This window comes from Pseudomonas sp. FW305-3-2-15-C-LB1 (assembly GCF_058787615.1).
Genome location: NZ_JBYSZX010000001.1, coordinates 476,719 through 492,850, shown reverse-complemented (window position 1 = coordinate 492,850; position 16,132 = coordinate 476,719). Strand labels below are relative to the sequence as shown.

The 16,132-nt window shown below is 63.1% G+C and carries 4 protein-coding genes; 2 read left to right on the top strand and 2 right to left on the bottom strand.

Annotated elements, in window-relative coordinates:
• The first annotated feature begins 62 nt into the window (after positions 1 to 62).
• Positions 63 to 6,581 carry an NEL-type E3 ubiquitin ligase domain-containing protein gene (locus tag AC3WP7_RS02265; protein WP_102591713.1) on the top strand — a complete coding sequence of 2,173 codons (6,519 nt, stop codon included), beginning with the start codon at positions 63 to 65 and terminating at the stop codon, positions 6,579 to 6,581.
• 3 nt (positions 6,582 to 6,584) lie between these two features.
• On the opposite strand, the gene AC3WP7_RS02260 is transcribed toward AC3WP7_RS02265, so the two are convergent.
• Entirely contained in the window at positions 6,585 to 8,003 is a 1,419-nt protein-coding gene (locus AC3WP7_RS02260) for an amino acid permease (protein WP_092241013.1), read from the bottom strand.
• Between the two features lie 377 nt (positions 8,004 to 8,380).
• Between AC3WP7_RS02260 and AC3WP7_RS02255 the strand changes: the two genes are divergently transcribed.
• A complete protein-coding gene (locus tag AC3WP7_RS02255) occupies positions 8,381 to 11,479 on the top strand; it encodes a transglycosylase domain-containing protein (protein ID WP_102591714.1) in 3,099 nt (1,032 codons plus the stop codon).
• Here AC3WP7_RS02255 and AC3WP7_RS02250 read toward each other — a convergent pair.
• Positions 11,466 to 16,091, bottom strand: coding sequence for a hypothetical protein (locus AC3WP7_RS02250; RefSeq protein ID WP_102591715.1), 4,626 nt, complete (start codon positions 16,089 to 16,091; stop codon positions 11,466 to 11,468). The two genes, AC3WP7_RS02255 and AC3WP7_RS02250, sit on opposite strands and share 14 nt — an antisense overlap.
• Positions 16,092 to 16,132: the final 41 nt, after the last annotated feature.

Sequence of the window (16,132 nt, the reverse complement as noted above, 5' to 3'; positions counted from 1 at the left end):
CCCGGCAAAACCGGCAGGGTGATTCCATTTCCTTCCACTTAACCCGTGAAAGGAAATGGCCCATGCCAACCCATCAACTGCTCAACGGCCTGTCGGGCAACCTGCAATCGAGTGATGCCTGGGGCCGACAGCAAGCCCTGGAGCAGATCCGTGAAACCCTCACGCGCACACTGAACACCCTGAGCCCTGACCAGCAGCGCGATTATGTGCGGCTGCAACGCAATGCTCTCCAGGCCCTGAAAGCGGTAGAGACAGAAAACAACGCCCTGATCGGCACGTTCAAGACGTGGGGGCAGGCCCAATTGCGCGCACGCATCGGCAACCAGGACCCCAAGCGCGTGTTCCTGCACACCCGCTACCTGGAACAGGTGCAGCCGCCGATGCCCTGGGAACCGCGCACCAGTTCCACCAGCCTCTCCCGGGAACGGCGGCGTTTTCGCCGGGCATACGATGAATGGAAATACCGCTCCCATGTGTCCACCCTCTCGTTGTGGGACGCCGCGTGCCTGAACTTCGACTTCACCACCGGCACACCGCAACGCCAGGGCAGTACCTTCGTCGATGCCTCCTACTTCACGGGCAATGAAAACCCGGTGTTGACCGTCCAGGGTTTTGTCGAGATCGCCCGCGAGCTGGACCTGGGCGGGCAACTGCAACGCACGCTCGATGCAGCCCTGGGCCGGGACGGGAGACTGCAACAGTTGCTGCAGGACAGCGCCCGTGCCTGCCTGCTCTTCGAAGCGTTGGAAGCCTATCGCAACCGCGCCGTGACAGGCGTCACCCTTGAACTCTACCACCGCCTGATCCAGGCCATTGATGGCAGTGGCGCGGCGCTGGAATTCGAAACACTTGGGATGAGCACCGGCATCACGCTGCTGCCGGCGGTGCCGTTCGTGCCCTCCGGCGAGACCATCCCGGTGCCGCTGCTGCTGATCCGGGTGGGCAGCCTCGGGGTAGTGTCCTACTTCCCGTTCCGTCCCGGCGGTGCGCTGCACTATCACATCGACAGCAACGCGGCCCACGCGCACTTCATGCAGCAACTCAAGGACAGCCACCGCCAACATGACCTGGGCTGGTTCGCACGACAACTGCCCGTGACTGAAATGACGGCGTTCAAGCGCCTCGACCAGCAGGAGCGACGCCCGGAGCACCTCAGCGCCCTCGCCGGCTTCCTGTACGACACGTTCCATCGCCTGTTCCCGGCCAAGACCCTGGACAGCCTGCGCTTCAGCCCAGACCCCAAGCACGGGCGTCCCGAAACCCTGGTGCAAGCCCTCACATACCGTCACGTCCAACACTACCAGGCCAATCTCTCCACCCTGGCCACCAGCCGCTCGACCCGCGACTTGCAGGCCGTCATGGACGGCGCTGCCGCCGTCGCCGACGAAATCCTGCAATTGCTGCTGACGCCCATGCCCGGCGGCGTCACCGGCCTGAACCGGGTGATGCAGGCGGCGGTATTCGGCAGCCTCACCTACAGCACGATCGTCGGTATCAATGAAGCCGCGAAGGGCCAGGCCATGGACTTTGCCGCCGCATTGGCGGATGTGATGGACCTGGCAATCAACGGTCTGTTGATCACCACCGCCGGGCGGGTGCATCGGCTACGCATCCAAGGTTTGCTGCAACGCCTGGGCAACCCGCAAAAGCTGATGCGCAACGACGAAACCGGTGTGCTCTGGAAACCGGACATAGGCCCCTACGCCATTCTCGATCAGAACCTGCTCAATGGTCAGACGCCCAATGCCCAGGGCGTGTACCAGATCAACGGGCAGCAGTACGCCTGGTTGAACTACGGTAAAGAGCGACGCGTCGTGGAAATCAGCCATGACGCCAAGACCCTCAGGTTCGTGCTCAAGCAGGAAAACCGCGGCGACGCAGCGCCGCCGATCGTGTTCGACCCCGCCTTGCAAGCCTGGACCCTGGACTTGAGAAACGCCCATGACCTGTCCGACGTGCAACTGATCGAGCGCATGCTGCCCAATGGCTCAAGCCCGGTGCCCAGGCTCGACTTGGAACGCATGCTGCGCAGCATCTCGCCCAGCCGCGCCACCCTGGACAACGTCTGGGCCGGAGAGCCCGCCCCCGTCAACCTCACCGAAGGCGTCAGGCGCCTGCAGGTTGACCGGGTCATAGACCAGTTGATCAGCGACTTTCACCGCCGCGGCCACCTGCCGCCCCATGCCGATGGGGCGGTGCTGTGCCTGTTGCCTCACGTGCCCGGCTGGCCAGCAGATGCGTCCCTCCAGGTGCATGACGCCCAAGGCACGCTCATCGAAACCTATGCCGCCGCCGATACCCCACCGGCCACGGGCGCCGTTATCAAGCTCAAGCGCCGCGACGATGGCACCTATATCGCCCTGGACGGTCCGGACACCACCGTCGTCTCCCAGGAGCCGTTGTTCGAGCTGATCCTTGAGCAACAGCCTTCCGGTTCGGTACTGGGCAAAGAAGGCAGCCCGCATTTGACCACGGCGCAACGCATCGCCCGCGTGCGCCTGCAAATCAGCGAGCTGGCCCAGGCCCGGCGGTTGGCGCTGTTCAGCGCGCTGTACCGCTACGCCGGCCATGCCCGGCATGAACTACCGGCCAGCGATCCCGCGCGCCTCTTTACGCCGCTGAAGGTCGCGCCTCCTTTGGTGGAGGTCACGCCTGTGCTGAAGACTCTGCGCGAGCGATTCGCCCCGTTGACCCCGGCAAACCTGGCACAGTTGCTCAACGACATGCCCTTGAGCGAGCCTGAGCAGGCGCGTTTGCTGCAGACCGGCAAATTGCCGCAGGCCCTGCACGAGCACCTGGAGCATCACCGGACCGCTCTGCGTATCGATGTGGTCATCGACGGCCTCTACCACCGCCGCGCATTCAACCCGGACACCGATCAATGGGCACGGGAGTTCGCCGCCAGCCTGCTACGTGACGCCCTGGGACGACATTTCGTGGTCACCGATATGAGCAGCGGCGATCCCAGGCAACGTTACGAGTCCAGCGGACCCGACGACACCACGGTGGAATTGCTGTTCTACGGCGAAGGTCGCTACGAAGCCTACGACATGCGTAACGGCGGAGCGATCCCGGTATCGCCGGCCGTCGACAGTTTCTACCTGGCCATCGGCTCGGTGCTGCAACCCCACGAACGCTTGAAACTGGGTATGCAATCCGCTTCCGATGCCCAGGGGCTGCGCACCACCCTGGGCGACCTGATGAGCGCCCAGCGCAGCCCCAGCGGCTATGTCAGCCTCCTGGACCTTTCGTTGCACCAGTACGAGCAGAACGTGGTGCTGCCGGCACACTTGCAAGCGGGCGCCAATGGCCTGTATGACCTGGACGGGCAAACCCTGCTGCCGCTCTATGGCTCGCTGTATCCGGTTGTCTATGACAACAGCCTGCGCAAGTGGCGGCTCAAGCACCCGGAAAAAATCGGCGTCGACACGCCCACTCTGGAACACAACCGTCGGGGCGCATGGCGCTTGTCCACCGAGAATCCGATGACCTGGAGCGATCATCGCCTGCTCTACCGCCTGGGAGCCCAGGACTACAACGTGGACGAAACCACCGCCGCGCGTATCCTGAAAATCACCGATACCCCGGCACGGGCCCTGCGCGAGTCGCACAGCACTCAATTGCCGCCACCGCCGTTGCTGGAAGACACCTGCAAACGCTTTCGCATCGAGCGCGACATCCTGCACTTTATCCAGGCGATGACCACCTATTCTGCCCAACAGAATGCGCGACCGTCCTTGCAACTGCAGCTCGCCAGCCACTTGCCTACCTGGCCGGACAGCCACAGCCTGGAGGTTGTCGACGACAACGGCCGCGTGATCAGCCAGTACCGCTACCACCCCACTACCGAGAAAATACGCCTCACGGAGGCCGAAAGCCGCAGTCGCGAACCGTTGAAAAAGCTGGTGCAGAACGATGCCTTGACTCGCGCCTTGCTCGGCGAACTCCCGGCCACCCAGGAAGAACGCCTGTTCAAACTGGCCAAGGCCATCGCCGAATATGCCTACCGCGAACGCGCGCAACTGTTCGACAACCTGTACGCCCAGAGCGAGCAAGGTGGCAACCGGCTGGAACAGCGCTTGAAATCCAGTTTCCCGCAACTGCCCCGTAGCGCGGTCAGGGCCATTCTCGACCAAGCCACCCCACGGGAACTCAAGCAACTGCAGGACCATGGCCGGGTCGGCCTGCGCCTGGTCGAACAGGCCCGGCTCACCGCCGACGATATGCGCCTGAACCGCGCCTACGAAGGCCTTTACCTCAGGACCCTGGCCAACCCCGACAGCGAAAGGATCACCTTGCACCTGCTCAAGGAACTGCCCGGCTGGCCCCGGCAACTACGCCTGGACATCCACGACGGCAACGCCAGGGGCCGTCTGCTGGAGCGCGCAGGTCACCTCGCCGGTATCGATCGGCGCACCCTGGCGCGATTCAACGGCGGATTCCATGCTTATGACAAGCAAGGCCGCTTGCTCAACGACCCCGCCGATGTCGGCAGCGACCTGTTGAGCGCCATCGCCCTGCTGCTGTCGGAAACCGAGTGCCGGGCACTGGGCATTGCCGACAGCGTTGACCTGTCACCCCTGCGACAGGCGATTGCCGAGCTGGCGTTGAACCGGCGCATTGCAATCAAGGGCCTGCTCGGCCTACGGCATATACCGCCGTGGCTGCAACCGCCGATGCAGGTGGACAGCTCATTCATCGCCTATCCGTTTTCATTGAGAGGGCTGTGGCCATTCGGCGGGGACCAACCGGTGGACTTGCTGAGCAAGGTGCGTGAACTCTACCCCAGCTTCAGCCAATTCCGAGCGCAGGAACTGATCGACAGCCTGGGCATGAGCGAACCCGCCGCCCTGATTGAATTGCAACGCCGCAAAGCCGAGTACCAGGGCCTGCAATTCGAATTGCAACGCTGGATCGGTCCCCCCCAGGCCGTCGACGCCCCGCGCACCGATCCGGTCGCTCGGAACTATGGCGTGCGTCGGCAATTGGCCGACAGCATCCTGCGGGCCTGGCGCCAGGAAACACGTGTGGCCTATATCAGCGGTACGGGTCTGTTCGACGCTCACCAACTGGTGCTGCGCCTGGACGGCAACAGCTTGCCTGACGCTGATTTCATCCTGAATAACCGAGGCTTCGAGCACATTGAATACCTGCGCATCGACGGCGACGCCTTCCCGGAGACCGGCAACGCCTTCCTCGGCAAATTCACCGGCCTGACCCACCTGAAAATCGACTGCATGCTCAATGAGCTGCCCGCCAGCCTGACGCAGATGACCCAGCTTGAGAACCTTGACCTGAGCGACAACACTATCGTGCTGACGGCCGAATCTCGCCAGCGACTGGCCGGTATGACGCGACTGGCCGAGCTCCACCTGGATGGTAACCCCCTGGGCCTGACCCCGGATATTTCCCGCATGACCCGCCTGCGCGTACTGTCGTTGCGTCAGACCAACATTGATCAGTGGCCCATCGGCGCCGAAACCCGCAGCAGCCTGCGCACCCTGTTATTGCAGGAAAACCGCTTGACCACGGTACCTGACGCAGTGTTTTCCGACGTGCGCATGGGGCCGACCAACCGCAACACCATCCTGCATGACAACCCATTGAGCGAAACGACCCTGGCCAGGATTCGCGACTACCGTCATCGCACCGGCATCGTCATCGGTGGCGCATTGCCGGGGACCTTGCACCAACAAGCCATGTCCAGGGAATTCAGCCGCTGGCTGGCCGGGGTTCCTGTCGCACAGCACAGTGAACGGCAACAGTTATGGGAGCAGTTGCAACACCACGAGGGGGCGAGGTCGGATGACGCGTTCCGGGTACTGCGCGACCTGATCCAGTCCTATGCCTACACCCACAGCCCGGCCAGCCAGCAAACCCTGACCACCAGGGTCTGGCACCTGCTCGAGGCCATGGGCCAATCGACCGAGCTGCGCGAGCAGATTTTCCTGAACACCTATGTCGCCGGTACGTGCGGCGATGGCGCCATCCTCGCCTTCATCGATATGGAGATTCAGCACAAGGTCCACCAGGCCCGGTCCCAGGCCGGCAGCAGCCAGGCCGACCACGATCTGCTGAGCCTTGCCAGAGGCCTGTTCTACCTGCGCAAAGTGGATGAATTGGCCGATACGCACCTGCAAAAGTTGCGTGAAGAGGAGATAGATCCGGACGATGCCGAGGTGAAACTGTATTACCGGCTGCGTTTTCGCGATGAGTACAACCTGCCGATTCTTCGCGAAGAGATGCTGTACTCCGTGGAGGAGTGGGTCGACGAGCAAGATATTGTCGAAGCCCGCGATAGTCTGGCCGGGTTGGAGAGAACCCAGGCAGTGCAGAACTCGGTGCTGATGGAGGAGTTCTGGATCGAGTACCTGGCCCGCAGTTACCCGGAACCTTTCTCGACCATCGAGAACGTCGTGAGTCACCAATTGAAAAGCCTGAACCTGGAGATCTCGAACAGACGCTCGGAAGCCTACCTGGAACGTCGGCAATCGCTGATGGAGTTGGAGATCGCCGAACGCAATCGGCTGGTGCGCCAGTTGACCGAAGCGGCGCAACTGGCACAACAGCAGGTCAATTGAGCCTCACGCCGAACGCGTGGCCCCCTGGGCAGTGTTCAACGGCTGCAGCTTGAACACGTAGAACAACACGGTCAGCAGCACCAGGAACGCCGGCCCCACATACAGCGCCACGCGAGTGTCCGGGAAGTACGCCATCAGGCCCACCACCAGCACCAGGAACGCCAGGGCCAGGTAGGAACTGACCGGATACAGCCACATGCGGTATTTGAGCCCTGCCCGTTCGGCGGGGCTCAGGCCTTTGCGGAACTTGAGCTGGGCCAGCAGGATCATCAGCCAGGTCCAGATCGCACCGAAGGTGGCGATGGAGGTGACCCACACAAAGACTTTTTCCGGCACCAGGTAGTTGAGCAACACGCCCAGCAGCAAGGCAAAGATCGACAGCAGCAACGCCTTGCGTGGCACGCCATTGCTGGAGGTCTGGCCGAACGTGGCCGGCGCCTGGCCGTTCTGCGCCAGGCTGTAGAGCATGCGCCCGGTGCTGAAGATGCCGCCGTTGCACGACGACAGCGCGGCGGTGATCACCACGAAGTTGATGATGCCCGCGGCGGTCTTGATACCGAGCCGTTCGAAGGTCATCACGAACGGGCTGCCCTGGGTGCCGATCTCGTTCCACGGGTAGATCGACAGGATCACAAACAATGCACCCACGTAGAACAACAGGATGCGCCAGAACACTGAGCCGATGGCGCTGGGAATGGTCTTTTGCGGGTTCTTCGCTTCACCGGCGGTGAGGCCGATCATCTCGACGCCCAGGTAGGCAAACATCACCATCTGCAACGACATCAACACGCCCTGCACGCCATTGGGCATGAAGCCGCCGTGGGCCCACAGGTTGGAAATCCCCAGGGCCACGCCGTCATTGCCGAAGCCGAAGGCGATGATGCCGACGCCGCCGATGACCATGGCAATGATGGTGACGATCTTGATCAGGGCGAACCAGAATTCGAACTCACCAAACGCCTTGACCGCGATCAGGTTGATGGTGCCCATGCTGATCAACGCCGCCAGGGCCCAGATCCAGCGCGGCGTATCCGGGAACCAGACGCCCATGTACACCGCCACGGCGGTGATCTCCGCCACGCAGGTCACCAGCCACAGGAACCAGTAGTTCCAACCGGTGAGAAAACCCGCCAAGGGGCCGAGATAGTCTTGGGCATAACGGCTGAACGAACCGGCGACCGGGTTGTGCACGGCCATCTCGCCGAGGGCGCGCATGATCACCAGGATCGCCAGGCCACCGATGATGTACGACAGCATGATCGCCGGGCCGGCCATTTCGATGGCCTTGGCCGAGCCGAGGAACAGGCCGACGCCGATGCAGGCGCCCAGCGCCATCAGGCGGATATGCCGTTCACCGAGTTCGCGTTTGAGCGGGCCGCCTTGAGCGGTCTCGCCATGGGGCAGCGGGTTGCCGACTGGCATAGGGTACAACCTCATTTTGTTATTGGATTGTCCGTCGAGTCTCCAGGGCGCGGGCCGGTAAGCCGGCACCCTTGCCGAGACCGGGGCCGCCTCATGGACGGGCCCTTCTTGCCAGGCAAGATCAGCGGGGCGTGCAGTATAAAAAGCCCGGAGCAGGGTCTTTCACTATAAAAGCGAGGCAATTTAGTGGAAGTGCTCGCTATCTTGCAATTTAACAGGAGCATCTGACCTGCATTGAGCGGCAAAACGTCGCGGCAGGCCCGCCCCCATAACCGCCGGAAGGTTCTGACTCGAAAAACACATTTCCCTCACAAGCAGCGTCCAGCGACTACGCTTCAAGCAAGTCCGATCAATCTGCGTGAATGGATCAATCGACTATGGGCGCACTGTGGCAAACCGAATCGACCAAGGCTGCGAAACCACAAGGCAGTTCGGACCCAGCGCCTTTACCCGAAAGTAAACCCCGGCCGCGCCATGGGCGTCGCCTGTTCTGGTTGATCGTGCTGATGGCGCTGATCGCCCTGGGCTTTGCCGCCGCCAGGGAGATGCGCACCTCGCACCTGCAGGCCGAGGCACTCAGCCGGCTGGCCCGCGACCTGACTTATGACGTCAGGCCCGGCCCCAGCGATGCGATCGTTTACCCCGGCGCAGGCCCATTCGATCGTCGCCTGGGCTACAGCGACCTCGATACATTCCTGCCGCGCTTGCTCAAGCGCGGCTACGTGATCGAAGCCCAGGCGCGGTTTTCCCCCGCGTTGATGGACTACAGCGCCAAAGGGCTGTTCGTGCCCTACACGGAAAAAATCCAGGCGGGACTTTCCATCACCGATTGTCGCGCCGTGCCGCTGTATCGGTACGACTACCCGCAACAGTTGTACTCAAGCTTCACGGCTATCCCCTCACTGGTCGTGAACAGCTTGCTGTTCATCGAAAACCGCGACCTGCTCGACCCCGCGCAACCCCAGGCCAACCCCGCCGTGGACTGGCCACGCTTCGCCAAGGCAGCCTGGTCGCAAGTCGCCAAACTGCTGCACTTGCCGGGGCAAAGTGCCGGTGGCAGCACCCTGGCGACCCAGTTGGAAAAATACCGTCACTCACCAGACGGCCTGACGGTGTCAGGTGGAGAAAAATTGCGGCAGATGTTTTCCGCCGCCGTGCGTGCCTACCACGACGGCCCCGAGACCCTGGCGGCACGCAAGAATATCCTGCGCGATTACCTCAACAGCGTACCTCTGTCGGCAGTCCCCGGGCATGGTGAAGTGCATGGCATGGCCGAGGGTTTGCGGGTGTGGTACGGCGCCGACTTCAACCAGGTCAACCAGGCCTTGCGCGGCCCAGTGAATGCGCAGCAAGGCCTGGCGTTGCGTCAGGTGCTGTCGTTGATCATCGCGCAGCGTCGTCCTTCCCATTACCTCGCCAAAGGGCGGGACGAACTTGCCGACCTGACCGACAGCCATTTACGCCTACTGGCCCAGAATGGCGTGATCGGACCTGACTTGCTGAAGGTCGCCCTGGCGAGCAAGGTCACTTACCGCGACTGGGCACAACAACCCACGCTTCAACCAATAGAAACCAATAAAGGCATCAGTGTGGCCCGCAGCCGTTTGGCCGCATTACTTGACCGGCCGCTGTACGACCTCGACCGCCTGGACCTGTCCGCCACCACGACCCTGCAAGCGCAGTTGCAGGGCCAAGTCAGTGACTACCTCAAGCACCTCGCCGACCCCGAGTATGCCCGCCAGATCGGCCTGCTCGGCGAGCGCCTGCTCACCCCCGCCAGTACCGCCCAGGTGCGCTACAGCTTCACCCTGTTCGAACTGACCCCGGACGGTTCACGAGTGCGGGTGCAGACCGACAACACCGACCAGCCCTTCGACATCAACGAAGGCAGCAAGCTGGAGCTGGGCTCCACCGCCAAGCTGCGGGTGCTCACCACCTACCTGCAAATCATCGCCGAACTGCACGGCAAGTACGCCGCACAAGCCCCCGCCGCGCTGAAAAAAGTCGCCGTCGACGACCAGGACCGCCTGAGCCGCTGGGCCCTCGATTACCTGATCCAGGCCCCGGACAAATCCCTGGCCGTGATGCTCGACGCGGCGCTGGACCGCACCTACTCGGCCAGCCCCGGCGAGCGCTTCTTCACCGGCGGCGGCTTGCACAGCTTCCATAACTTTCGCAGCCAGGACAACGGCCGCAGCCCGACCCTGCGCGACGCCTTGCGCGAATCGATCAACCTGCCATTTATTCGGCTGATGCGCGACGTGGTGCGCTATGTCACCTATTCGGGCGAGAACAACAGCGCCGAGTTGCTCAAGGACGACAGCGACCCGCGCCGCCAGGAATACCTTGCCGGTTTCGCTGACCGCGAAGGCACCACCTTCCTGCGCAAGTTCTGGAAGAAGTACCAGAAGAAAGACACCCAGGCACGCCTGGACACCTTCCTCGACAGCCTGCGCCCAACGCCGATCCGCCTGGCGGCCGTGCACCGCTACCTGTTGCCCGACGCCAGCCAGGCGAGCTTCAACCTGTTCGTGCGCTCACACCTGGCCGGCATCAAGACCCACGAAAAACTCACCGACGAACGCCTGCAAAAACTCTACAAGGACTACGGCCCCGGCACCTACGACCTGCCCGACCAAGGCTACATCGCCAAGGTGCACCCGCTGGACCTGTGGTTGCTCGGCTACTTGCTCAACCATCCCGAGGCAACGTTCAGCGAGGTGGTCAAGGCCAGCCAGTTCGAACGCCAGGAGGTGTACAGCTGGTTGTTCAAGAGCCGCCACCAGAGTGCGCGGGACAGCCGCATTCGCACCATGCTGGAGATCGAAGCCTTCCTCGACATCCATCAGCGCTGGCAGGCCGTGGGCTACCCCTTCGATCACCTTGTGCCGTCCCTGGCGACGGCGATCGGCAGCTCTGGCGATCGCCCGGCGGCCTTGGCTGAACTGATGGGCATTATTCTCAACGACGGGGTGCGCCCCAAGGTGCTGCGTATCGACAGCCTGTTGTTCGCCGCCGGCACGCCGTACGAAACGCGCGTCGTCAACGACCCGGCACCCGGCAAACAGGTGATCCCGGTCGAGGTCGCCAGGGCCCTGCGCGGCGCCTTGTCCCAGGTGGTGGACGCCGGCACCGCCAAACGCGTCGCCGGCAGTTTCAAGCTGGCCGACGGCACGCCGCTGGCCATGGGCGGCAAGACCGGCACCGGCGATAATCGCATCGAGGCCATCGGCGCCGGTGGGCGCATCCTCAGTTCCAAGTCGATCAACCGCACCGCCACATTTGTGTTCTACCTGGGCGAACACCACTTCGGCACGTTAACCGCGTTTGTCCCCGGCCAATCCGCCGAGCACTTCACCTTCACCTCCGCCCTGCCCGTGCAGGTGCTCAAGGGCATGGCGCCGTTGCTGATGCCGTACTTGCAACCCGGCAGCCAGACCCTGTGCCGGGCAAACGCTGACCTCAGTCGAGGCTGAAAAACAGGCGCCTGGCCACGCCCAGAGAGAGAGCTTGACGTTCGATCTCAGGCACAGGTTGCAACTGACCAGTCTGCCCGCGACGAATACGCGCAAACCTGTCCGCCTCGACTTCGGCCTGGTCCTGGCGGCCCAGGTGTTCCTGTTCGGGACGCTTGAGGTGGGCGGCCACGAAATGATCGTCCAACGCCTTCTGCGTCGGGTAATGGAAATGGGCGACACACAGCGCTTCGCCGTTCGCGGCATCGACGACGGCGTAGACCTGCAGATAGTCGTCGCGGTGCCCCTTGAGCGCCACCCGCCCGCCGCGCCGGGTTATCCGAACCTCGTGGTGGCGATGCAGGAACTCCAGCGTGTCCTGGGTGATGGGCCGTACCTTGCTCGCCTGTATGCGAGCCTCCAGGCCGGCGGCCTCCAGGCTCGCCACCGAGGCGTGCAAGCGGCTGACCATGGCCCGGGCGTTGGCCTGTTGCACCACTGCCAGCCGCGTACTGTCGAGCACACTCAGCTTCTTGTTGATGTCCTCGGCCACCCAGCGTCGACGGGTGGCCTGGGACTCCAGCAGGTATTGCAGGCTCGACGGCTGGTTGACGCCAGGGATCATGGCCTTGACCTGATTGATGGCTTTATCGACCGTCGCCAACAGGGCTTCGCCTTTTTCCATCAGGCTGCTCAATGCCGGATCGGGGCGGCGCCGGGCGGGTGTCGGCCGGGCATCCCACACGCCGTCTTCGGCTTCGGTGAAGGCGGCGATGACTTGGCCCGAAGGGTCACGCAGTTCGGCGGCTGGGTGGTCGGACGGCAGGTCGCTCAGTTGGGCAACATACAGGTCGCGGTTACGCGTGCGGATGATCTTCTTGCGCCTTGCCCCTGGTACGGGTGCGGGCGGCTTGGTCCGTGGCCTGGTCTTGGCGACCGGTTGCGTCAGGTCGTTGAGTTGGCCTTCGATGTACAGATGCAGCTGTGTCAGTAACGCCTGGAGTTTTTGCAGGTAATCCACGTTGAACTTGTCCGGCTCCATGGCCCGCCAGAACTCGATCTGATCGTCGGTTTGCGCGTAGACCTGGTCAACGCTCTCCAGCAATTCGATGCGCTCCTGGTCAGTGACCTCCACGTGACGCAAGTCCGCCATGGAACGGTTGGCCCGACGCGCCCGGTTGATGGTTTCGCTGATGCTGTCGAAGAAGGCGTCCTCCAAAGGCGGCCCCGCCACATCGATGGCGATACCCCATAACGTGGTGAACTGCAGGGCTTGCAGGTCCTGCACCGATGGCCGTGGGGGCAAGCCTGCCGTCAAGGCCTCGGCCTTGTCGCGGCCAAGCCTGGGAACCTGCCGCAATTCGTCCAGGTGAAGGTCCTCCAGGGTTCGCCAGTGAATAGCGTGGTCGTGCAGCGTCGCCAATTCGCGCAGGCCCTGTCCCAACTCCACATGGGCCTGGCGGTTGATGTCGGACTGAGCCTCATCCTCGGTTTCGTCCTCCAACAATTTGAACACCGGATCGAGTCGCGCGTTGGTTGCCACCATCTGGTCGCGGGTCAGGGAGCTGAGCAATTGCGTGCTCAACACAACCGACTCCAGGGCGCCGCACAGCTCTTCTTCATAACGCGTGCGCGGTGCCAACTCGCGCAAGGCGCGCAGGGTGTGCAGTTCCTTGCGGGCGAAACCACAGGCGCGTTCGGCTTCCTGGTGATAACGCTGCCGGGCTTGCACCCGACGTTGCTCATCAATGGCGCCTTCAGGCTGTTCGACCAGTGCACGGGCCACCGCCATCGCCTGGCGGGCCCGCGCCTGGTCCTGGCGTGCCTGCTGGTAGTCGCGGGTCAGGCTTTCACGCCGTGTACTGGCTGCCTGGCGGGCTTCCTGCCGGGCAGAGTCGGCCGCGCCGCCACGCAGGTGCAGGCCCAGGTCGAGGTCCCAACGCCCGTTGCCCAGGTGTTTGAGCCAGGGCCCCAGGATTTCGCCCGTGGCACCGACCACCCGTACCCGCCCCTGTTGGATCTGAACGCGATAGACCCGCCCGCGTACCAGCGCCTGCCAGTACCCGCCGACAGCCGATGCGGGTTTCAACAACCCTTGCAACGGACCGCTGGCTTCAGCCTGTTTCAGATCGTCGGGCGTGGGCTGCGACTCGAGGCTCAAGGCCGTCAGCCGCGCCTGCATGGCCGGGGTCAGGGTATCCCGTGCGTTGGCCCAGCCAAGCGGCGCACTGAACGATGCCGGGGCCACCACCCGCACCGGCGCGGCAGGCAACGGTTCGGCGCGGGCCAATGGCGCAAACGCCGGATGTTCCAGGTCCAGATGGCGCTGCACGTCATGGGGGGCAGCCTGATGCGCTATCACGGCTATCAGGTTGACCAGCATGTCCGTGACGGCGGCGGCTCGCGCCTGGGCATCGGTACTGTGCAGGCTCTGAAGATCCTCTCGTACGCTGTCCGTCAACTGCAGCAGCCACCCGGACAACGCCGCCGGCCCACGCAGGAACGGCAGCAGGTTGGTAAACAGCAGCCAACCGAGTTTTTTCAGGGTGGCCCAGCGCTGTTCGGCATTGGACTGTGACTGACGGTCGGCCAGGGTCACCAGCGCCTCGGCGGTTGCAATGAAAACCTGTTGCGCCGGGTCGCCCTCGACCACCTGTTTGTGCAGTTGTGCGGGAGCCGGTTTGGTGTAGACCGTGAACTCATCCGTCGGTAAAAAATGCCGGATGTGCGGCTCGATGAAACCACCCTTGACATAGATCGCCTGGCGTCGTGCATCTATCCAGCTCAGCACCTGATCCTGCAGTTCGCCAGGGGCCCTGATCGCCTCGAGCAAAGCCGCCAGGCTTTCATACTCCTGCAACGTCGGGCTCAGCAGTGGCCGGTACAACAGGTGCGGCCCTTCGTGCCCGGCCTGGGGCCCGATGATGAACTGGTTGGCAACCACGTCCGCCACCTGATCGGGCGCAGCGCGAAACGCCAGCGGCCACAGGGCCATGCCTTTTCCATCGAGCAGGCGTTGGGCCGGAGTAGCTTGCAACGCGGCCTGCAAGCGCAGGAAACCGGTGCGGGTCAGGCCGTGCAGCCCCTGGATTTTGTATTGCAGAGCCAGCAGCGGCAGTTGGTTACGCAGTTGCCGGCTGAACAACCGCCGGCGGCGCGTGGCTTCAGATTGGTCCTCCACCAGCTTGCGCTTGAGCAACAGCGGATAGGCTTGCCCGATATCGACCTGCTCGATGCAGGTGCTCAGCAGGTTGTACGTCAACCACGTCGGGGCCTTTTCGCCCTTGAGGCTGATCGACTTGGGCGTGTGTGGAAAGCCGGCGAGGTTTTCCAGGGCCAATTGCACCAGTGTCACGGTGACGGGTTCGACTTCCCCGGCAATGAAGCCGCCCGGCAGCGGCACGGCAGCGGCAATCACGCGATCGAACCGCAGGCTGATGTCTTGTGCTTTCAGCTTGGCCGTCAAGGGCTGCTGCTTCAAACACCCTTGCAATTGCTCGATGGCAAACTGCTCAATCGTCGGGATACCTTCCAGGTAGTCGTGTGCGCCCTCGGCATGCCCGGCCAGCACCCAGCCACGCAGCAATTGGGCACAGGCGATACTGTCGGCGGCATCGGCCTGGCTCAGCCACAGCGGCAAGCCAGCACGCAACTTCTGTTGAAGAGAACTCAGGCGCGCGACAAACCAGTGAAAGGGGTCAGTGATGTCGTTCAGCAACTGTTGCAAAGCCTGGGGCGTGCGTGGCACCCGGCGGTCGATGCGGTCGAGGTCGCGCAACTGCCGCTCCAGGTAACTGGCCGCCAAAGCATCGAAGGGGTCCCCCTCCACCGGCTGGGAAAACCACTGTGCGACTTGCCCTGACGGTGACGGTTCCACCTCGGCAGCCAGCAAAGCCCCTATATCGTCTATAGCTTCAATGGGGGTGATTCCCGAGGCCGGGTTGTAGACCAACAAAGACGAACGCCCCAGCGCCAGGGTCCGCTCAAGCAACAGCCAAGGCAGCGTGCGCAGCTGGTTTTGCTGCAGGTGCAGCGTTTGCACGCGCAATGCCGCGCTGTGCAGGCTCCACTCACGGTCGGGCCGGGTCGCACGCAACAAGGTTTTCGGAAACAGCTCGGCAAAGCGCGCCGAGCTCATGCCAGGCGGCATGGGGGCATCGTAGAACAGCGCCAACAACTCATCGGACAAATACCCCCAGCGCACGCTGTCCACGGGCATTGCCTCATGCCACCACGCCTGCAATCGCTGGGAAAAAGCCTCCAGCAGAAAGCTACCGCATTCGTTGATCAATACCTCCAGTTCGGCAAGGCTCGGCCCACCCGGCTCAATCACCTCGCGTACGCGTCGGACCACCTTTTGATAGTCCTGCACCAGCAACACTGGCCGAGCAGTCGCCAGGCGCTCCACCACCATCTGCGCCAATGAGGCATAGCGCCAGGCGCCTTCATCGGGGTGATCTTCAGGGGTTGCGATATGGAGCCATCGCGCGTGCTCGTTACGCGCGCTGAAATGACGGTCCAGGTAAGCCTGGGCACTGTCCAGGGCGACTGCCAACAAGGAGGGAGGGTCGTTGAACAGGGTTTCGATCTGTTCAATATGAGCTTGGCGCAGGGCGCTGGCAGCGAGGGGCATCCAGGTCTCTCCATGGGGTGGGTCCACTCAAGCTAATCCCT